At 60.7% G+C, this 20424-nt stretch carries 19 protein-coding genes and 1 rRNA gene; 15 read left to right on the top strand and 5 right to left on the bottom strand.

Annotated features, from left to right (window positions below; translation table 11 throughout):
* Positions 1-512: ribosomal RNA gene (locus Q0478_RS10980) — 16S ribosomal RNA — on the bottom strand; the annotation flags it as partial.
* Positions 513-1419: 907 nt separating this feature from the next.
* Between Q0478_RS10980 and Q0478_RS10975 the strand changes: the two genes are divergently transcribed.
* Together Q0478_RS10975 and Q0478_RS10970 are read left to right on the top strand one after the other, a co-directional pair.
* Entirely contained in the window at positions 1420-1872 is a 453-nt protein-coding gene (locus Q0478_RS10975; RefSeq protein WP_298679195.1) for a DUF302 domain-containing protein, read from the top strand.
* A gap of 290 nt (positions 1873-2162) precedes the next feature.
* The gene (locus tag Q0478_RS10970; protein WP_298679193.1) at positions 2163-3665 is read left to right on the top strand and encodes a hypothetical protein; all 1503 of its coding nucleotides are present in this window, start codon (positions 2163-2165) and stop codon (positions 3663-3665) included.
* Between the two features lie 127 nt (positions 3666-3792).
* Here Q0478_RS10970 and clpB read toward each other — a convergent pair whose 3' ends face one another.
* Positions 3793-6408: an ATP-dependent chaperone ClpB gene (clpB, locus tag Q0478_RS10965; RefSeq protein WP_298679191.1), complete on the bottom strand. Its 2616-nt coding sequence runs from the start codon at positions 6406-6408 to the stop codon at positions 3793-3795.
* A 261-nt stretch (positions 6409-6669) separates the two neighbouring features.
* On the opposite strand from clpB, the gene Q0478_RS10960 reads away from it, so the two are divergent.
* The 3 genes from Q0478_RS10960 (at position 6670) to pyrF (ending at position 8144) form a co-directional block, all read left to right on the top strand.
* Positions 6670-6942 carry a hypothetical protein gene (locus tag Q0478_RS10960; RefSeq protein ID WP_298679189.1) on the top strand — a complete coding sequence of 91 codons (273 nt, stop codon included), beginning with the start codon at positions 6670-6672 and terminating at the stop codon, positions 6940-6942.
* Between the two features lie 105 nt (positions 6943-7047).
* Positions 7048-7233, top strand: coding sequence for a type II toxin-antitoxin system prevent-host-death family antitoxin (locus tag Q0478_RS10955; RefSeq protein WP_298679187.1), 186 nt, complete (start codon positions 7048-7050; stop codon positions 7231-7233).
* A 221-nt stretch (positions 7234-7454) separates the two neighbouring features.
* The gene (pyrF, locus tag Q0478_RS10950; RefSeq protein WP_298679185.1) at positions 7455-8144 is read left to right on the top strand and encodes an orotidine-5'-phosphate decarboxylase; all 690 of its coding nucleotides are present in this window, start codon (positions 7455-7457) and stop codon (positions 8142-8144) included.
* A 3-nt stretch (positions 8145-8147) separates the two neighbouring features.
* Here pyrF and Q0478_RS10945 read toward each other — a convergent pair whose 3' ends face one another.
* On the bottom strand, positions 8148-8456 hold the full coding sequence (locus Q0478_RS10945; protein WP_298679182.1) for a hypothetical protein: 309 nt from the start codon (positions 8454-8456) through the stop codon (positions 8148-8150).
* Entirely contained in the window at positions 8456-9343 is an 888-nt protein-coding gene (locus tag Q0478_RS10940) for an SPFH domain-containing protein (RefSeq protein WP_298679180.1), read from the bottom strand. The genes Q0478_RS10945 and Q0478_RS10940 overlap by 1 nt, the downstream gene beginning before the upstream one ends.
* Positions 9344-9436: 93 nt before the next feature.
* Between Q0478_RS10940 and Q0478_RS10935 the strand changes: the two genes are divergently transcribed.
* The 6 genes from Q0478_RS10935 to leuB all read left to right on the top strand — a co-directional run bounded on the left by Q0478_RS10935 (position 9437) and on the right by leuB (position 16403).
* The gene (locus Q0478_RS10935; RefSeq protein WP_298679178.1) at positions 9437-10690 is read left to right on the top strand and encodes a DNA polymerase IV; all 1254 of its coding nucleotides are present in this window, start codon (positions 9437-9439) and stop codon (positions 10688-10690) included.
* A gap of 222 nt (positions 10691-10912) precedes the next feature.
* Positions 10913-12313: a 3-isopropylmalate dehydratase large subunit gene (leuC, locus tag Q0478_RS10930; protein ID WP_298679176.1), complete on the top strand. Its 1401-nt coding sequence runs from the start codon at positions 10913-10915 to the stop codon at positions 12311-12313.
* The gene (gene leuD, locus Q0478_RS10925; protein ID WP_298679173.1) at positions 12313-12918 is read left to right on the top strand and encodes a 3-isopropylmalate dehydratase small subunit; all 606 of its coding nucleotides are present in this window, start codon (positions 12313-12315) and stop codon (positions 12916-12918) included. The genes leuC and leuD overlap by 1 nt, the downstream gene beginning before the upstream one ends.
* Positions 12919-13284: 366 nt before the next feature.
* Complete coding sequence (locus Q0478_RS10920) at positions 13285-14130, top strand: hypothetical protein (protein WP_298679171.1); 846 nt, start codon at positions 13285-13287, stop codon at positions 14128-14130.
* 104 nt (positions 14131-14234) lie between these two features.
* Positions 14235-15203: an endonuclease/exonuclease/phosphatase family protein gene (locus tag Q0478_RS10915; protein ID WP_298679168.1), complete on the top strand. Its 969-nt coding sequence runs from the start codon at positions 14235-14237 to the stop codon at positions 15201-15203.
* Between the two features lie 93 nt (positions 15204-15296).
* The gene (gene leuB, locus Q0478_RS10910; protein WP_298679166.1) at positions 15297-16403 is read left to right on the top strand and encodes a 3-isopropylmalate dehydrogenase; all 1107 of its coding nucleotides are present in this window, start codon (positions 15297-15299) and stop codon (positions 16401-16403) included.
* A 53-nt stretch (positions 16404-16456) separates the two neighbouring features.
* On the opposite strand, the gene pcaQ is transcribed toward leuB, so the two are convergent.
* Positions 16457-17374, bottom strand: coding sequence for a pca operon transcription factor PcaQ (gene pcaQ / locus Q0478_RS10905; RefSeq protein WP_298679164.1), 918 nt, complete (start codon positions 17372-17374; stop codon positions 16457-16459).
* A gap of 95 nt (positions 17375-17469) precedes the next feature.
* Between pcaQ and pobA the strand changes: the two genes are divergently transcribed.
* From pobA to pcaG, 4 genes are all read left to right on the top strand, one after another.
* A complete protein-coding gene (gene pobA, locus Q0478_RS10900; RefSeq protein WP_298679162.1) occupies positions 17470-18639 on the top strand; it encodes a 4-hydroxybenzoate 3-monooxygenase in 1170 nt (389 codons plus the stop codon).
* Between the two features lie 9 nt (positions 18640-18648).
* Positions 18649-19029 (top strand): 4-carboxymuconolactone decarboxylase, encoded by a 381-nt coding sequence (pcaC, locus tag Q0478_RS10895; RefSeq protein WP_298679160.1) that lies wholly within the window; start codon positions 18649-18651, stop codon positions 19027-19029.
* Positions 19026-19751: a protocatechuate 3,4-dioxygenase subunit beta gene (gene pcaH / locus Q0478_RS10890; protein ID WP_298679159.1), complete on the top strand. Its 726-nt coding sequence runs from the start codon at positions 19026-19028 to the stop codon at positions 19749-19751. The genes pcaC and pcaH overlap by 4 nt, the downstream gene beginning before the upstream one ends.
* Before the next feature lie 67 nt (positions 19752-19818).
* A complete protein-coding gene (gene pcaG / locus Q0478_RS10885) occupies positions 19819-20421 on the top strand; it encodes a protocatechuate 3,4-dioxygenase subunit alpha (protein WP_298679157.1) in 603 nt (200 codons plus the stop codon).
* The last annotated feature ends 3 nt before the right edge of the window (positions 20422-20424 follow it).

The following is a 20424-nucleotide window of genomic DNA, read 5'->3' as shown; positions in this document are numbered from 1 at the left end:
CCAGTAATTCCGAACAACGCTAACCCCCTCCGTATTACCGCGGCTGCTGGCACGGAGTTAGCCGGGGTTTCTTTACCAGGTACTGTCATTATCATCCCTGGCGAAAGAGCTTTACGACCCTAGGGCCTTCATCACTCACGCGGCATGGCTAGATCAGGCTTGCGCCCATTGTCTAAGATTCCCCACTGCTGCCTCCCGTAGGAGTCTGGGCCGTGTCTCAGTCCCAGTGTTGCTGATCATCCTCTAAAACCAGCTATAGATCGTAGACTTGGTAGGCCATTACCCCACCAACTATCTAATCTAACGCGGGCCGATCCAAATCCGATAAATCTTTCCCCCGAAGGGCGTATAAGGTATTACTCTCAGTTTCCCGAGGCTATTCCTTAGATCTGGGTACGTTCCCACGCGTTACTAACCCGTCCGCCGCTCGGTCCCGAAGGACTGCGCTCGACTTGCATGTGTTAGGCCTGCCGCCAGCGTTCGTTCTGAGCCAGGATCAAACTCTCAAGTTGAAAAGCAATTGCTTGCTTATCCTTGACGTCGAACCTCTGCACATCAAACCATATGGCCTTACTGAAACCATATGGCGTTTTCATTGTCTGAAGTGCTTAAAGTTACCAAAGTAACCAGAAGCCGTCCAAACAGTGAAGCTGACTATCCATCATCGGAGCAAGCTCCTAGGTAGTTGATATGAAGAGGTTGATCCATCGAATGAACCAAACCGCCCACATATCTCTTCAGTTATTAGCAATGTCAAACAGCGTCGGGGACAATCCCCAGAGACAAAAGCGACCAGATGCGCCGTAATACTTCAGCGCGCCCCGCCTCTCAAACCTCAATTTCTTGCGATCAATGCACCCCAGAACCTAAATCCCTCAGCGCCCCAATCTCCCCAGCAGCACCTCAGCGCCGCCGGTGAAGTGGGTTCTAAGCCCACCAACCAACACCCGCAACCCCTTTTTTCACAAAAATGTAAATTTCTGCCAAAAAACTGATTTTCCCCATGTTTTCAGGGTGTTGATTGCCAAATATTTCGGCTCAACCGGCTTTTGGCTAACTTTCTTGCCCACCCAAACTTTGGGGGGCCCCTAGATATAGCTTAGAACGCCGTATGGACCGCAAGACTCATCCATTCGCGAACAGACTCATCACCGAGTCACCCTCGACTCACGGCCGAGTCACTGCCGAGTCACCGGCGAGTCATGCTCGCCGCCGCCTGTGCCCGCACATCGCCTGCCACGCGCTTCAAAGGAGGCTGAGGCCCCACCTGGCTGGGGGCGCCAAAATCTCCCCGAAATGCATGGCATCTTTGATGTATGTCAAAACTCTCTTTGCCTGCCCCCCTAGAGTGGCGCACACTCACAGACGTAAACATCACAGGGGGCCGTGCCTCCCGGGATTTCAGAAGGAAAATAGATCATGCGCGCTGCGCCCCTCGGCCTTGTTGCCGCCCTGAGCCTTGTGGCCACACAGGCTTTCGCCACCGACAGCCTCATCCGCTACACCACGGACCAAAGTTTTGAGGATGTTGTCTTCGGTTTGGAAAATGCCATCCTCGATGAGGGGCTGGTGATAGACCATGTCTCTCATACCGGCGATATGCTGGAGCGCACCAAGGCTGATGTCGGCTCGGATGTGACGCTTTTCAAGCACGCCGACATTTACAGCTTCTGCTCGGCCAAGATCAGCCGCGAGGTTATGGAAGCCGATCCGATGAACATTGTCTTCTGTCCCTATGACATCTTTGTCATGGTCTCCCCGGAGCAGCCCGACCAAACCACAATCGGCTTTCGCAGCTTTCCAGACGGCGCAATGAAGAAAGTCGAGGCTCTGCTCGACACCATCGCCCGCGCGGCGATCGGCGCTGAGTAACGCGGCACAGGTTGGCGCGGGCATGTGAACAGGGCCGCCCAATCAAAGGCCCGCACTGGCGCCAAATGTTGCAAAGATCAGGCAAATTGCACAAATGCAGCCAGATTGTTGCCGCTTTTGAAAAGGCAGCGCGCCGGATGCTCTCTTTATTTCAACAGCAGCCTGTTGATTTTAGGCGAAATTCTCTCAGCACACCCAAATTGGCGCGATCTGCTCTTGATCCGCCAATCACAACCTGATGCAGTCAACCTCATTCATGGTGACACCTATACGAGTATCAGAACCGACACATGCCGCTCCCAGCCCCTGCCACAATCAGCCAGTATTTCTATGGCAACTCTCTGGTAAACTTTGCCAGCGGCCAACCAGACACCAATGTGCCCTATTGGATGAACCTCCTGCTGGCCGAGGCCGGCCTGGGCTATGAGGCCAACGGCGGCTACGGGTTTCTGCGCCAGTTTGCCGGGCGCGATACCCCCGCCAACGAGTGGGGCTTTGCCGGCGTGCGCGGCGCCTGGGACAGTGACACCACCGACTTTGCGCAGGTGGCCTTTGACCAAATCATGATCACACCGGCCAATTTCATTCAGGACGCGCCCGCCAGTCAAAACTATGAGGGCGATGTCCTCAGCCCGCTGGCTGCCACAATCGATATCATAGCCGATACGCTGCAAGACCAGCCGCAAAGCCACATCTTTATCTATGAGGGCTGGGCAGACCTCGGGGCCTTCAGCGCCCAGTTTCCGCCTGCCCAAGCCGCGTTGGCCCAGTATTATGCCTTTAATCAGGCCGGGTATCACAGTTGGTATCTTGATTATACAGAAGCCCTGCGCGCCGCTTTTCCGGCAGCCGAGATCAGCCTCATTCCTGTGGCCCCGGTGCTGGCAGGCCTTCTGGGCGCGGGCGGGCCGCTTGAGGCGCTGGATGTCAACGACCTCTTTGTTGACTCAGCCCCCCATGGCACCAGCACGCTTTATTTTCTGGCCAGCCTGATCACCTATACCGCCACCCGCGCCGAGCCGGCACCGGAGAGCTTTGTGCCCCCTGCCACGCTCCACCCCTTGGTGGCGCAAGACTACGGCGCTGTGCTTGCGTTCATCACAGGCCAGACAGCGGCCTATCTTGCCCCAACAGACATGCCCCCGCCTGAAGACGCGGACCTTACGGTGCTGCTCGGAACAGAGGGCGATGACCACCTGACAGTGACAGAAACCGGCGTAAGGGCCGAAGGCCTGGGCGGCGATGACCGCCTGACAGGTCACAGCGCAGAAGACAGGCTAGACGGCGGCGCGGGCCATGATGTGCTGCGCGGCCTGCGCGGAGCCGACACGCTGCTCGGCGCAGATGGCAACGACAGGCTGATGGGCGGTGGCGGGCGCGATATGCTTGTCGGGGGGCAAAACAATGATGTGCTGCGCGGCGGCAAGGGCCATGACACTCTCTATGGACAAAGCGGGCGCGACAAGCTGAAGGGGGGTGGCGGGAATGACCTGCTTGATGGCGGTGCCGGGCGTGACACCCTCAAAGGCGGCGCTGGTGCCGATGTCTTTGTCTTTGCCACCGGCCACGGCCACGACAGAGTGGTCGATTTTGAAGACGGCCACGATCGGATCGACGTGCAAGGCCTCTCTGAGGCGCTGATACAAAGTATCGCCGCCCCGAGCTTCCGCGAAATCATAGCGCCCGGCGAGAGCTATACGCAGCCCAACGGCACCGACAGCTGGGAGCTGATAAACCGCTCTGAAACAGCGATTCTGCTCACCCACGACGATTTCATCTTCTCGCTCGCCTAGGGCCCGAATGCAGTGGGTTGCATGCGGGCCGCTGCCTGCATTGGCCTCTGGCATATGCGCAAAAAAGGGCCGCTCGTCTATAGAGCGGCCCCAAGACAGCTGGAGAGGCCGTCTCGCTGCACAGGCCTCAATGCACGACCGCGTCCTTGGGCGGCTCCTGGCCGCTGCGGCCCAGGGCACCACCAATGCGCAGCCCGTCTGCGCCCGCGCGCACCTCGACGGTCTCCCCATCCTTGATCTCACCGGCCAGCAACGCCTCGGCGAGCGGGTTTTGCAAGGCCCTCTGGATCACCCGCTTTAAGGGGCGTGCGCCAAATACAGGGTCATAGCCCTCGTCGGCCAGCCACTTCATAGCGCCCTCATCAAGGTCAAGCGCGATCTTGCGCGCCAGAAGCCGCTTCTTGAGCCGCGCGAGCTGGATCTGCACAATCCCGCCCATATCCTCGCGTCCAAGGCGGTCAAAGATGATGGTCTCATCCAGACGGTTGAGGAACTCCGGGCGGAAGTGCGCGCGCACCGCGTCCATCACATCGCGCTTGGCATCAGAGGCATCCGCCCCATCAGGCAGCTGGCTCAAGGCCTGCGCCCCAAGGTTGGATGTCAGAATGATCAACGTCTGCTTGAAGTCCACCTTACGGCCCTGCCCGTCAGTCAGAACCCCATCGTCCAGCACCTGCAGCAGCACGTTGAAGACATCCGGGTGCGCCTTTTCCACCTCGTCAAACAGGACAACTTGGTAGGGCCTGCGCCGCACCGCCTCGGTGAGCACACCCCCCTCGTCATAGCCGACATAACCGGGAGGCGCGCCAATCAGGCGGCTCACCGCATGTTTCTCCATGAATTCCGACATATCCACACGGGTCATCGCGTTTTCGTCGTCAAAGAGAAACTCGGCCACAGCCTTGGTCAGCTCGGTCTTGCCCACACCCGTCGGCCCGAGGAACAGAAAGCTGCCCAAAGGCCGGCCCTCGTCGTTCAGCCCGGCACGGGCGCGGCGCACCGCGTTGGCCACAGCCGTCACAGCCGCATTCTGGCCGATGACACGGTTGTGCAAGCCTTCTTCCATCCGCAAGAGCTTGTCACGCTCGCCTTCCAGCATCTTGCCGGCAGGCACACCTGTCCACCGCTCGATCACCTGCGCCACATGCTCAGGGCGCACCGCTTCTTCCACGGTCACATCGCCCTCGCTGGCCTCGGCTGCGGCCAGCTTTTTCTCCAGCTCCGGAATAACCCCAAAGCGCAGCTCCCCCGCGCGGGCAAGGTTGCCCTCGCGTGTCGCAATTTCAACATCGGCGCGCGCCCGGTCAAGCTGCTCTTTCAGCTCGCGCGCGCTTTCCAGCTTGTCGCGCGCCGCTTGCCAGCTGGCTGTCATCTCGGCAGATTTGTCCTTCAAATCGCCCAGTTCTTTTTCCAGCCGCTGCAAACGGTCCTTGGAGGCCTCATCATCTTCCATGCGCAGCGCCTCCGCCTCGATCTGCATTTGCAAGATCTGACGGTCAAGCGCGTCAAGCTCCTCGGGCTTGCTGTCCACTTCCATACGCAAACGGCTCGCCGCCTCATCCATGAGGTCAATGGCTTTGTCCGGCAGGAAACGGTCGGTGATATAGCGGTTTGAAAGCGTCGCCGCCGCCACCAAGGCGCTGTCGGAAATCCGCACACCGTGGTGCAGCTCGTATTTCTCCTTGATGCCCCGCAGAATGGAGATGGTGTCTTCCACCGTCGGCTCCTCCGTGAACACCGGTTGAAAGCGCCGCGCCAGAGCCGCGTCTTTCTCAACGTGCTTGCGGTATTCGTCCAGCGTCGTGGCACCCACGCAATGCAGCTCGCCCCGCGCCAATGCAGGCTTGATCAGGTTTGCCGCATCCATTGCGCCATCTGCTTTGCCCGCGCCCACAAGCGTGTGCATCTCGTCGATGAAGAGAATGATCTCGCCCGCCGCGTCCGTCACTTCGTTGAGCACAGCCTTCAGCCGCTCCTCAAACTCGCCGCGATACTTCGCGCCGGCAATGAGCGCGCCCATATCCAGTGACATGAGCTTCTTGTTGCGCAAGGATTCTGGCACATCGCCATTCACAATGCGCAAGGCAAGGCCCTCGGCTATCGCCGTTTTGCCCACACCCGGCTCACCAATGAGCACAGGGTTGTTCTTGGTGCGGCGGCTCAGCACCTGCATGGTGCGGCGGATCTCGTCATCGCGGCCAATGATCGGGTCAATCTTGCCAAGCCGCGCGCGCTCGGTCAGATCGGCGGCATATTTGCTCAGCGCTTCATAGCTGTCTTCCGCGCTGGCAGAATCCGCCGTGCGCCCCTTGCGGATGTCATTCACCGCCGCGTTGAGCGCCTGTGCATTCACAGCGCCCGCATCCAGCGCCTCCTTGGCGGCCGATTTTACCATCGCCAGCGCCATCAGCACGCGCTCCACCGGCACAAAACTGTCGCCCGCCTTGCTCGCCAGGCTCTCGGCCTCGGCCAGCACCTTGGCAAGCGATTTGTCAATATAAGGCTGCCCCGTGTCACCGCTCACCTGCGGCAGCTTCGTAACGGCAATATCCACCGCCTCCCGCACACGGGCCGGCGCACCGCCCGCTTTGCTGATGAGGTTGCTGGCAAGCCCTTCGCTGTCATCCATAATGGCTTTGAGCAGGTGTTCGGGCATCACACGCTGGTGATCTTCCCGCATTGCGATTGTTTGCGCAGCCTGCAAAAATCCGCGCGAACGCTCCGTGAACTTCTCAAGGTTCATGGCAAGTCTCCTTTTATAAGCCTTCCCGTCTGGCGCACCCAAAAGAGGCATACGCTGGTGCGGGAACCTTACCCCAAAAATGGGCGCTCCAAAGCCGTGCTTCAAGGGCAAAAGTGGCAAAATTTACCATGAAACCTCTGATACTTAGGGGGCAAATCCTGTAAAATTGAGTCATCTTTGAGATAATTCCCCCTGATTGCCTATGCCCTTTGCCCCATCTTGACGGTGCACAGGGCCAAACGCCCGATTGGGAGAACCAACATGACAAGACCCAACACTCAAATCGCCCGCGTCCGCTACAATCCGGAGTTCGCAGGTTATGAAGCCATCGTCTTTGTGCGCGAAGATTGTGGTTTGTTCAGTTACCCCAGTTTCGTCCCCGCCCCGCTGGACGCCGACTTCAAGCACGTCATGCGCAAACTGACCCACAAGGCCCTGCGCAAACACCGCTCCCAAGCGCCCGGGCTGCGCTCTCACCGTTGCCACAGCACCCCCCTGTCTTTGGCCGTCGCGCGGCCCTCGCTCGCGGCCTGAGACCGCCGCTCCTGTGCCATCTGCCCCCGCCTTGGCACAGGAGCGGCCTGACAATGCACCGATCTGCCACATCACCTGGGCCATCGGGATACTGCGGAGAACCCGATGGTAAAAATCACAGCAACCGCGTTTCAAAAGAACGTCGGACATTACAGCGATATCGCCATGCGCGAACCCGTGACCATCACCTCTCATGGCCGCGAGCGCCTGGTGCTGATCAGCGTGGAAGACTACCAAAGCTTGAGCAGCAACGCGGCCCAGCCCAACGCGGCCTCTCATCACGCCCAATAACAGCAGGGCAGGCCTGTCGCCGATGCGGGTTCCGGTTTGCCCCCGCCTAAGCTGCGCCCCGTGGCGCGCCCTGTGTTACGCCCAGTGTCGCGCCCCGTGTTGCGCCCCGTGTTGCGCCCCGTGTCTCGCGCTATGTTGCGCCCATGGTAGCCCTTGCACAATCGTCCGTGACGGGCGAAAGCTGCGCCCAGATTCTGCAAAAGACCGAGGAGAGCTCCCAAATGAAAGATGACCGCCTGATCGTTGCCCTGGATGTGCCCCATGCCGTTGCGGGGCTCGAGCTCGCCGCCAAACTCGGCGATGCCGTCAATTTCTACAAAATCGGCCTCGGGATGCTCACAGGCGGCGGCCTTGCCCTGGCGCAAGAACTGAAGGACGAGCATGGCAAACGCATCTTTCTGGACATGAAGCTCTTTGACATCGGCGCCACGGTCGAGGCCGCGGTGCGCGGGCTGGCCCAGTTTGATCTCGATTTCCTCACAGTCCATGGTGATCCGCATGTCGTGCGCGCCGCCAAGGAGGGGGCTGCCGGCAAAGATATGAAAATCCTCGCCGTCACCATCCTCACCTCGCTTGATCGCGCCGATCTTGACGCGTCCCTGCTCAAGCCGGGTGAGGTGCAAAATCTGGTGATCGAGCGCGCCGCGCGCGCGCTTGAAGCGGGTGCTGATGGCGTTATTGCCTCGCCGCAAGAAGCGGCGCTGATCCGGGCGCTGCCGGAGGCCGCAGGCCGGCTCATCGTCACCCCGGGCGTGCGCCCTGCCGGTGCCGCTCTGGGCGATCAGAAGCGCGTCGCGACCCCCGCTCAGGCCATTTCTGACGGAGCCGACCATATCGTGGTTGGCCGCCCCATCTGGCAGGCGGAAGACCCTGCCGCCGCCGCCCGCGCCGTTCTGGCCGAGCTGCCCTAAAGCCTAGTCTTCGTTAATATCACGGTCCCAATGCTTCACCTGCCCCTTGCGCAGCCCCATGGTGCGGCGCAAGAGCACCCAAGCCAGAAGCGAGAACAGAGCAAACAGCACCAGCGTTGTGGCCAGCGAGCCTGCCAGCGTCCCGCCCACCGGGCCGCCGAGGGCCAGCAAACCGCCCACAAGCGCCGCGCCGATGGCAAAGCCGAGCAGGATAAACCCCGGTGCCAGCACCTCCAATATGCCAAGGCCCAGCGCCACAGCAAGCCAGACCCACCAAAGCGTCCAAAGCGCTTCTGAAGCTAACGGCTCCATCACTTGCCCCCTTTCAACATGCCAAAGGCATTCTTGAACGCATCCAGCGCATCAGCTGGCAGAAGGATGGTCTGTTTGCCTTCGCCCGCGCCCACTTTGGCCAGCGCGTCCACCTGCTTGAGCGCCACTTGGTATTGCGCGGCCTCCAGCCCGTTGTCGGCAATCGCCTGCGCCACAACGCCGGTGGCATAGGCCTCCGCATCCGCCTCGATCCGGCGCGCCTTGGCGATCTGCTCGGCCGCATAAAGCTCCGCATCCGCGTTGAGCTCGACCGCGCGCTTCGCGCCTTCGGCCCGTGTCACCTGTGCGCGCCGCTCACGCTCCGCGTTGAGCTGCTGCAACATCGCATCCCGCGTCGCCTGATCCAGGTTCACATCCAGAATCTCGGCCCGCGTCACCTCGATCCCCCAGTTGTCGACAGCGTCCTCAACGCTTGTTTGTATCTGGTTGATCAGGCTCGAGCGGTTGCTTTGCACCTCATCCAGCTCCATCTTGCCAATCTCGGCGCGCACAATCCCCGCCACCGTGGTGGCAATCGCCGCATCCACATCGCGAATGCGGTAGACAGTCTTTTCCGGCTCCAGAATACGGTAGAAAACACTGGTCTCCACCTGCACAAGCACGTTGTCCTTGGTGATCGCATCCTGGCTCGCCGTCGGAAGCTGGCGTTCCAGAATGCTGACCTTGTGGCGCACCGTGTCGATGAACGGCACGATAAAGTTAATCCCCGGCCCCAGAACCGATTTGAGCCGCCCGAAGCGCTCCACCACATATTTCTCCGATTGCGGCACAATCCGCACCCCGAGGAAAATCGAAATGATAATAAGCGCCGCCACCAGAAGGGTGACAAGGTTTCCGCCCAGAAAATCCATCAACATTTGTTCCATCACACTCTCGCCCTACAATATATTGTCAAGATATGCGCGCGCCGATGGCATTTTCCAAGTGGAATTGCACAAAAACCAGGCGTATGAAGGCCTATGCCAAGCCTGTGTCGCGATTGTTTACACCCGTTTGAGAGCGGTGCGCGCTGCCCCGCCTGCCGCAGCCCGCGTGTCAAAAGCCACCCCGAGCTCTACGACCTCACCATCGCCCACATGGATTGCGACGCCTTCTATGCCAGCGTGGAAAAGCGCGACAACCCGGCGCTGGCCGCCAAACCGGTGATCATCGGTGGCGGCCGCCGCGGCGTGGTTTCCACCGCCTGCTATGTGGCGCGCATCCGTGGCGTGCGCTCGGCCATGCCGATGTTTCAGGCGCTCAAACTCTGCCCCGAAGCCGTTATCCTCCCCCCGCGCATGGAGGCCTATGCCGAGGCGTCCCGCGCCATCCGCCAGATGATGGAAGAGCTCACCCCCGAAATCGAGCCGCTCTCACTTGACGAGGCTTTCATGGACCTCTCCGGAACCGCCCGCCTGCATGGCCGCCCGCCTGCGGTCATGCTCGCCCATCTCATCAAGCGAATGAAGGCCGAGTTGGGCCTCACCGGTTCCATCGGCCTGAGCCACAACAAATTTCTGGCCAAGGTTGCCTCTGATCTGGACAAGCCCAAGGGCTTCTCGGTGATCGGCCGCGCAGAAACAGCCGCGTTTTTGCATGACAAACCTGTGCGCCTCATCTGGGGCGTGGGCGCAGCAAGCCAGGCTGCGCTGGACAAGGCGGGCATTCACCTCTTCAGTGATCTTCTGCGCTGGAGCGAGGTCGATCTCACGGCCCGTTTCGGCTCCATGGGCACACGGCTCTACCACCTCGCGCGCGGAGAAGACCGCCGCCGCGTCTCTTCCCATGCGCCGGTCAAGTCGATCTCCAAGGAAACCACCTTTTTTGAGGATACCTGCGATCTCGATCTGCTGGATGGCCACCTCTGGCGCTTGGCCGAGCAGGTGTCCGATCGCGCCAAAGCCCGCGGCCTTGCGGGCCAAACCGTCACGCTCAAGCTCAAAACCGCCGGTTTCAAAAGCCTCACCCGCCGCCAGACCCTGCATGACGCCACCCAGCTGGCCGATACCATCTACCGCACCGCCCGCGCTCTCTTTGATCAGGCCAGCAATTCTGGTCCTTTCCGGCTTATCGGCACAGGGATCTCAGGTCTTGTCCCCGCCGCCGACGCCGAGCGCTCCGCCGATCTTCTGGACAAAGACGCCGGCAAACGTTCAGAGGTCGAGCGCGCCACCGATCAGATCCGCGCCAAATTCGGCAAGCAAGCCATCCGCAAAGGCCGGGCGCTGCGCTGATACCCTCTGCGGCGGCAGCGCCCCCGATCAAAAGCTTGCAGAGTGGCCGCACAAGCTATATCTGCTAGGCCATGACAGGGATCTTTGACATCGACGACCGCGCCCGCCTGCGCGAGCGCTTCTTCTCAGAAGAGCGCATCGTTGAGCATGTCCGCGCCGCCCGCCGCTAAGCGCCGACCACCCGTCACCCCGCAACCTTTTTTAATCACGGGAGAGGACCACATGTCCCCCAAAACGCTCTATGACAAAATCTGGGATGCCCATGTCGCCCATGAATCCGACGATGGCACCTGCCTGCTCTATATCGACCGTCACCTTGTTCATGAGGTGACAAGCCCGCAAGCCTTTGAAGGGCTGCGCATGACAGGCCGCAAGGTGCGCGCCCCGGAAAAGACAATCGCCGTGCCCGATCACAACGTCCCCACCACGCTTGACCGCGCCAAGGGAATCGAAAACGAAGAGAGCCGCATTCAGGTCGAGGCGCTTGACAAGAACGCCAAGGAATTCGGCGTGCATTACTACCCTGTGTCTGATGTCCGCCAAGGCATCGTGCACATCGTCGGCCCCGAGCAGGGCTGGACCCTTCCGGGCATGACAGTTGTCTGTGGTGACAGCCACACAGCCACGCATGGCGCTTTCGGCGCGCTGGCGCATGGCATCGGCACATCAGAGGTCGAGCATGTGCTCGCCACGCAAACGCTGATCCAGAAGAAATCCAAGAACATGAAGGTCGAGATCACCGGCAAGCTCAAGCCCGGTGTCACCGCCAAAGACATCACCCTTGCCGTCATCGGCGAGACAGGCACAGCCGGCGGCACAGGCTATGTCATCGAGTATTGCGGCGAAGCCATCCGCGATCTGTCGATGGAAGGCCGCATGACCGTCTGCAACATGGCCATTGAAGGCGGCGCGCGCGCCGGCCTCATCGCGCCCGATGAAACCACCTTCCAATATGTCAAAGGCCGCCCCCACGCCCCCAAAGGCGCGCAGTGGGAAGCGGCGCTCAACTGGTGGAAAACTCTCTACACAGACGAGGACGCCGTCTTTGACAAGGTCGTCACCCTCAAGGGCGAAGACATCCAGCCCGTCGTCACCTGGGGCACCTCGCCCGAAGACGTGCTGCCCATCACAGGCGTTGTGCCAGACCCCGCAAGCTTTACAGGCGGCAAGGTCGAAGCGGCCAAACGCTCGCTGGAGTATATGGGCCTCACACCGGGCCAGAAGCTTACCGATATCGAGATCGACACGGTCTTCATCGGCTCCTGCACCAACGGGCGCATCGAAGATCTGCGCGCCGCAGCGGCTGTGCTCAAGGGCAAGAAAATCGCTGTCAAACGCGCGATGATCGTGCCGGGCTCGGGCCTTGTGCGCGCACAGGCCGAGGAAGAGGGCTTGGCCGATATCTTCAAGGAAGCAGGCTTTGAATGGCGCCTCGCGGGCTGCTCCATGTGCCTCGCGATGAACCCCGACCAGCTGTCAGAGGGCGAGCGCTGCGCCGCAACCTCCAACCGCAACTTCGAAGGCCGCCAGGGCTACAAGGGCCGCACACACCTCGTGTCCCCCGCCATGGCCGCCGCCGCCGCAATCACAGGCAAGCTCACAGACGTCCGGGAGATGATGTAATGGATAAATTCGACAAACTCTCAGGCATCGCCGCGCCCATGCCGCTGGTGAACATCGACACCGACATGATCATCCCCAAGGTGTTCCTCAAGTCGATCGCCCGCACAGGCTTTGGCAAAAACCTCTTTGACGAGATGCGCTACAACCGCGACGGCAGCGAGATCCCCGATTTCGTGCTCAACCAGCCCGCCTATCGCGCGGCGCAAATCCTCGTTGCGGGCGATAACTTCGGCTGCGGCTCCTCGCGCGAGCACGCGCCCTGGGCCATCGCCGATTTCGGCATCAAATGCGTGATCTCCACGAGCTTCGCCGACATCTTCTACAACAACTGCTTCAAAAACGGCATCCTGCCCATCGTGCTGCCGCAAGAGGCCGTGGATGTGCTGATGAAAGACGCCGAAAAAGGCGCCAACGCCCGTATGGAGATCGATCTGGAGGCCCAGACCGTGACAACATCGGAGGGCGAGAGCTTCTCCTTTGAGGTCGACAGCTTCAAGAAGCACTGCCTGATGAACGGTTTGGACGACATCGACCTGACCCTGGAAAAAGGGGCGGCGATTGACCGCTTTGAAGCACAGGCCACACAAGCGCGCCCCTGGGTCTGAGCGCGCCCGCAAATCAGACTGAAAGCGGCCACACCCACCCCAAAGCCAGGCGCGGCGGGCCGCTTTCAGACATTTTGATTAAAATAGCGTAAACCCGCGCCTATGGGCCAACGCCGCGATTGCTACAAAATATAGTAAAACTTTTCAGACTTGCCACATTTCTGAACCGCAATTGATGCAATCTCGCACCAGTTGCTCCCTTAAAACGCCCCATTTCCAAGCTCTTATCCTTCCATGACTTGAGCTGGGAATCGAAAGTAGGCAAAAATTGGGCGAGATTGAGGCAAACCGCCATAAAGCGCGGATTCAAGTTGGAACAAGGCCACGGCGTCGTATCGTGACCAGCCAAGTTGAAAGGAACGAGTTGTGTTTACGAGGGTAACAGGCGCATTTTTTCGCGCCCTATTGATGGCATTGTTGGTGGCCCTGCCATCGCTCTTGCTGCCAAATGTCAGCAGCGATACGAGCCAGATCACCGTTTTGGTGGCCCTGCTCGCCTTTCTGATGACATTTATCGAATACAACAGCCAATACCCCTCCATCATAGAATTTCGCTACGCATCTCCTTTCAACAGGCTGCGCTTCCTTGCGCTGTTTTGCACTGTCGCGCTGCTGTCGCTCCTGCTGGCCAGCACCCCAGGCTCCAGCGGGTTCACCGGGGTGTTGCATTCTCTCGGGGCGGCTTGGGGCACAGTGCTTGATTTCCCCTTCTCTCCGGTGCGGCTTGTGGTCTTGATGATGCCAGCAGATGCCAGCCATGCGCTCGTGGATTCCGTGCGCACCGCTGCGGGAATTTCCTACATGATCTCGCTGGTGGCGCTGTTTTTGTTTGTCACATTGGTGCGCCTGCTCGGCTGGCCAACACGCAACCGGGCCTTCAACGTCTGGATCAACCTCCCTCTGTTTGACCCGACAGCCGGCGGAGATGTGGTCCAGCGCCTCAAACGCGATGCCGGCCTTAACATTGTGTTAGGGATTTTGCTGCCATTCTTGATCCCAGCACTTGTCAAAGCCGCATCCAGCGTCGTGGATCCGATCTCGATGCAAAACCCGCAGACCTTGATCTGGACAATTTCAGCATGGGCCTTTCTTCCCGCCAGCATGATCATGCGTGGTATCGCCATGGGGCGGATCGCCGAGCTGATCGAGCAAAAGCGCAACCGCGCCTACTCAGATGCCGCCAAAGCCGGCTTGCATACGGCCTCGGCCTAGCGCTTCTTGCCTGTCTTTTTATAACCCAAGGCGCGCCGCTCTATGCCAAAGAGCTGCGCGTTGCCTTTTTCAGCGCGGGCCTGTCGCGCAAGGGGCCGGGCCTCTTGCTGCGCGACATTGTCCGCAAAGAGACACAAATCATCGCCGCACGCGATGTGATCGCAGACGTGAACCCCGATATCCTTGTGCTGTCTGATTTTGACTATGATGCCGACGGCCGCGCGCTCACAGCTTTTGCCGCCACACTGGCCAAAGCCGGCGCAGACTATCCCCACCAGTTTGCCCGCCGCCCCAACACCGGCTGGGCCACAGGCCTCGACATGGACGGAGATGGCCGCTTGGGAACGCCGCGCGATGCACAGGGTTTTGGCTATTTCGCCGGGCAAGGCGGCCTCGCTGTTCTCTCGCGATTTCCGTTTGAAAACAAAGGCTTGCAAGACTTCTCCGCCATGCTCTGGCGCGACTTTCCCGCAGCACAGCTGCCCGAACACCCAAACGGAACGCCGTTCCCTTCAAGCGTGGCACAGGCCGCACAGCGCCTGTCCTCTACCGCGCATTGGTCCCTGCCCGTGAAGATTGACACGCGCAAATTGACCCTGCTCATCTCCCAAGCCACACCACCTGTCTTTGACGGCCCCGAAGACAGGAATGGCAAGCGCAACCATGATGAAAACGCCCTCTGGCTCACCCATATCAATGGCCACCTTGGCACCCCGCCAGCAGCGCCTTTCCTGCTGGCCATCGGCAGCAACCTTGATCCGGCCGACGGCGACGGGCAGCGCCAAATCATGCAAGCCCTGCTCAACCATCCCAAGCTGCAAGACCCACGCCCAACCAGCCAAGGCGGGGTCGCCGCCGCCAACCCCGCCCATCAGGGCGATCCGGCGCTGGACACCGCCGATTGGCGCGAGCCTGCCCCCGGCAATATGCGGGTTGATTTCCTGCTGCCCTCCTCTGACATCACGGTCACAGATGCAGGCGTCTTCTGGCCCGCGCCCGGGCAACCAGGCCATGCGCTTGCGCTGGCGGCCTCGCGTCACCGGCTGGTCTGGCTGGATCTGCGCCTGCCCTAGCGGGCGCGGGCTGCTGGCGGGCCTTATGTTTCTTGACCCTTCCCGCCCCAGGCGCTAGCTCAGGGCCAAGACATCAACACGAGGACACACACAATGAGCAACCCTTCGCTTCTTATCCTGCCAGGCGATGGCATCGGCCCCGAAGTTATGGCCGAGGTCCGCAAGGTCATCGACTGGTTCGGCGCCAAGCGCGACCTCGCCTTTGACGTCAGCGAAGACCTCGTTGGCGGCGCTGCCTATGATGCCCATGGCACGCCCCTGCATGATGACACGATGGCCAAGGCCCAAGAGGTTGACGCCGTTCTGCTCGGCGCCGTCGGCGGCCCCAAGTATGATGTGCTCGACTTTTCGGTCAAGCCCGAGCGCGGCCTTCTGCGCCTGCGCAAAGAGATGGACCTCTTCTCAAACCTGCGCCCCGCGCAATGCTTTGACGCGCTGGCCGATTTTTCGAGCCTCAAGAAAGATGTGGTCGCCGGGCTTGACATCATGATCGTGCGCGAGCTCACATCCGGGATCTATTTCGGCGAGCCCCGCGGCATCATCAAGGAAGGCAACGAGCGCGTTGGCATCAACACCCAGCGCTACACCGAGAGCGAAATCGCCCGTGTCGCCCGCTCCGCCTTTGAGCTGGCGCGCAAGCGCGGCAACAAGGTCTGCTCGATGGAAAAGGCCAACGTCATGGAATCAGGCATTCTCTGGCGCGATGTCGTGACAGAGGTGCACCAGGCCGAATACGCCGATGTCGAGCTCTCGCATATGTATGCCGATGCTGGCGCGATGCAGCTCTGCCGCTGGCCCAAACAGTTCGACGTGATCGTGACAGACAACCTCTTTGGTGACCTGCTCTCTGACGCCGCCGCAATGCTCACAGGTTCGCTTGGTATGTTGCCTTCGGCCTCTCTTGGCGCACCGATGGACAATGGTCGCCCCAAGGCGCTTTACGAGCCAGTGCACGGCTCCGCGCCCGATATCGCAGGCCAGGGCAAAGCCAACCCGATCGCCTGTATTCTCAGCTTCGCCATGGCGCTGCGCTACAGCTTTGATCAGGGCGTGGAGGCCGACCGCCTTGAAGCTGCGGTTGAGAAAGTCCTCGCCGATGGTGCGCGCACAGCCGATCTTCTGGGTGAAGACGGGGCCACGCCAATCAGCACCTCCGAGATGGGCGACGCCGTTGTCGCAGCCCTCACAGCCAGCCTTTAAGGCCCGCGCATAAGCTTCAAACGGCTCCGCCTGCGCGCGGGGCCGTTTTGCTGTCAGGCCCCCAGTCCCAGCTCTGTCACAGCCGCACGCAGGCTGGCGCGAAAGAGCTGCACCGCAGGCGCAACACCCTCTTCCGCCCGCGTCATCACCCCCACAGGCCCCGCCGTGATCCCGGTTTCAAGCGGCAGCTTTTCCATCTGCCCGCTGGCAATATCGCCCGCCGCCACGCTCTGCGAGATGATCCAGACGGCCGCGCTCGCCCGCGTCAGCCCGCGGCCAAAGTCACCCGAAACACTCTCGATGCGCCGGGGCGGCAGGCCCATGCCTTCTGCAATGAACAGCCGGTCCACAAGCGGGCGGATCGCCGCGCGCTCCGACGGGTAAATCACCAGATGCCCGTGCAAATCTTCCAGCCGCGTCGTGCCGCTCAAAGCATGGCCCGCGCGCACCACAAAAGCCACCTGCTCGCTGTAAAGCTGGGTGAAACTCACGCCGTCCATGGTCGCAGGCGGCCCCATCCGCCCGACGACAACATCCAGCGCCCCCGCACGCAGACGGTCCATCAAAAAGGCATGTGGCCCGTCCTCAACCTTGAGCACCGTCTCAGGCTCATGCGCGGCAAACATCTGGCTCGCCAGCGGCAAGACCCGCGCCGCAACGCTCGGCATAGCCCCCACACTCAGCGCCCCCGTGCCGCCCGTCTGGATGCGCCGCACCCCGTCATAACCGAGCCTAAGCGCGCTCAGGCTCGCCTCTGCTCCGCGCAGAAAGACGCTGCCCGCAGCACTCAGCTCCACGCCCCCGCGCCCACGGCGCATCAGGCTCACACCCAGAATATCCTCCAGCTCTTTGAGGATCTTGGAAATCGCAGGCTGCGTCAGCCCCAGCGCTTCGCCCGCGCCCTTCAGGCTCTGCAAACGGGCAATCTCGGCAAAAGCCTCAATGTGGCGCAGCTTGATACGGCGGTCCATAACTTTCCTTTTTAAGCAAGCATAAAGCCTATTTATTCATTTTACATAACCATTCCGGCCAGTAAACTCTCCACACCATCACAAAAGGCAAAACCATGCGCACACAAGTCGTCATCATCGGCGGTGGCCCCTCTGGCCTTCTGCTCGGCCAACTTCTGCACACCCAAGGCATCGAGGCCGTGGTGCTGGAGCGCAAGACCCGCGACTATGTCTTGGGGCGCATCCGCGCAGGCATCCTTGAGCGCGGGTTGATTGGCCTCATGCACAAGGCTGGCGTGGGTGAGCGCCTCGCCCGCGAGGGCTTCGTGCACGATGGCACGATCATCTCTTACGGCGATGAAGACTTCACCATCAACTTCAAGGACCACACCAACACCTCCGTCGTTGTCTACGGCCAGACAGAAGTCACCCGTGATCTTTACGATGCCCGCGAGGCCGCTGGCCTGCCCACCGTGTTCAATACCCAAGAGGTGCAAATCCACGGCGCCGACACCGACAGCGCCCATGTCACCTATCAGGTGAATGGCGAAACGCACCGTATCGACTGTGACTTTATCGCCGGCTGCGACGGCTTTCACGGCGTCAGCCGCCAAACGATCCCGCTTGGCCTGCGAAAAGAATACGAAAAGGTCTACCCCTTCGGCTGGCTTGGCATCCTCTCAGAAACACCCCCCGTCAATGACGAGCTGATCTATGCCGCCTCCGAGCGCGGCTTTGCCCTCTGCTCCATGCGCAACCAGAACCTGAGCCGCTACTACATCCAATGCGCGCTCACAGATACGGTCGAAGACTGGTCAGATGAGGCGTTCTGGGAAGAGCTCAAGCGCCGCATCCCCAAGTCACATGCCGACAAGCTCGTCACAGGCCCGAGCATCGAAAAATCCATCGCCCCCCTGCGCAGCTTTGTCACCGAGCCGATGCGCTGGGGCCGGCTCTTTCTCTGCGGCGATGCGGCCCATATCGTGCCGCCCACGGGGGCCAAGGGGCTCAACACCGCCGCGAGCGACATTCACTATCTCTTCGAGGGCCTCAAAGCGCACTACCTTGAAAGCGACAGCGCCGCGCTTGATGCTTACAGCGAAAAGGCCCTCGCCCGCGTCTGGAAGGCCGAGCGCTTCAGCTGGTGGATGACAAAGCTTTTGCACCGCTTCCCCGACCAGACCGAATTTGACCTCAAGATGCAAAAAGCCGAGATCGACTTTCTGCGCAGCAACCGAGAGGCGCAAAGTGTGCTGGCGCAAAACTACATTGGCCTGCCTTACTAGGAGCGCAAAATGAGCAACCGTTACGACACAGGCATGAACGTGCGCCGCCGCATCCTTGGCGATGCGCATGTCGACCGCGCCGAAGCCGCCAAAACCGCCTTTGACGCCCCCTTTCAGGAGCTGATCACCGAAACAGCCTGGGGCAATGTCTGGGCGTCGAGCGGCATCCCCGACCGCGAGCGCTCCATGCTCACGCTGGCGCTGCTCGCCGCTCTGGGCAACTTTGATGAAATCCCGATGCACATCCGCGCCACGGCCCGCACAGGGGCGAGCAAGCAAGATGTGCTTGAGGTTTTCCAGCATGTCGCGCTCTATGCGGGTGTGCCCCGCGCCAACCACGCGCTCAAACTGGCCAAAGAAACCTATGCCGAGATGGAGGCAGAGACATGAAACCAGCCGAGTTCTACCAGCGTGACCGCAGCTGGCATCCGCCCGCGCTCACCCCGCCTTACAAAACCTCGGTTGCACGCTCGCCCCGCTACGCGCCCATCTCGCTTGAAAACACACCAAGCGAAATCACCGGCCCGCGCTTTGGCCACAGTGATATTGACCCACTTGACAACGACCTGTTGCGAAACTACGCGCAGGCAGGCGAAAGCCCCATTGGCGAGCGCATCATCGTCCATGGCCGGGTGCTCGATGAAAACGCCCGCCCTGTGCCCAACACGCTTGTCGAAGTCTGGCAAGCCAACGCAGGCGGGCGCTACCGTCACAAAAAAGACACCTACCTCGCCCCGATTGATCCCAATTTCGGCGGCTGCGGGCGCACGCTCACCGATGCGGAGGGCTATTATTACTTCCGCACGGTCAAGCCCGGCGCCTACCCGTGGCGCAACGGCATAAACGACTGGCGCCCCGCGCATATCCACGCCTCCGTCTTCGGCTCGGGCTTCGCGCAGCGCCTCATCACCCAGCTTTACTTTGAAGGCGATCCGCTCATCGCCCGCTGCCCCATCGTGCAGACAGTGCCTGATCCGGCGGCCATCGACATGCTCACAGCCAAGCTTGACATGAATGCGACCATCCCGCTGGATACCATCGCCTACCGCTTTGACATCGTGCTGCGCGGCCGCCGCTCGACGCTGTTTGAAAACAAGCTGGAGGGGAATTGATCATGAGCATTTTCAGCAAAAGTGGGAACCGGTTTTGCGGTTCGAAAATGCGAAAGGGACTCTGAGCATGAGCAATGACCCCAAATACCTCAAAGAAACCCCCTCCCAAACCGCTGGCCCCTATGTTCACATCGGCCTCGCGCCGGGGGCGGCTGGCTTTGATATCTACCGCGAAGAGCTGGGATGGGACATCGCAGGCCCCAACGCCGCAGGCGCGCGCATCCACGTTGAGGGCGTGGTGATTGATGGCACAGGCGCGCCGGTGAAAGACGTTCTGCTGGAAGCATGGCAAGCCAACGCCCAAGGCGTCTACGCCCACCCCGAAAGCGCAGGCGAGGTCGAGGAAGGCTTTCGCGGCTGGGGCCGTGTCATAACCGACTTTGCCACAGGCGAATGGGGCTTTGACACCGTGAAACCCGGCCCAACCCCCGGCCGCCACGGCCAGATGCAAGCGCCTCACATCAACCTCTGGATCGTCGCACGCGGCATCAATCTGGGCCTCAACACGCGGCTTTATTTTGACGATGAAGACAATACGGCAGACCCCGTTCTCAACACCATCGAATGGGAACACCGCCGCGCCACGCTCATCGCCAAACGCACAGGCAGCACCTACCGTTTCGACATCCGCCTGCAAGGCGCGGGCGAAACCGTTTTCTTTGATATTTAAGGC

This window comes from uncultured Lentibacter sp., from assembly GCF_937123735.1.
In the GTDB taxonomy this organism is placed as follows: domain Bacteria; phylum Pseudomonadota; class Alphaproteobacteria; order Rhodobacterales; family Rhodobacteraceae; genus Lentibacter.
Note: the sequence above shows the minus strand (reverse complement) of the source record. Positions and strands in the feature narration are given on the sequence as shown.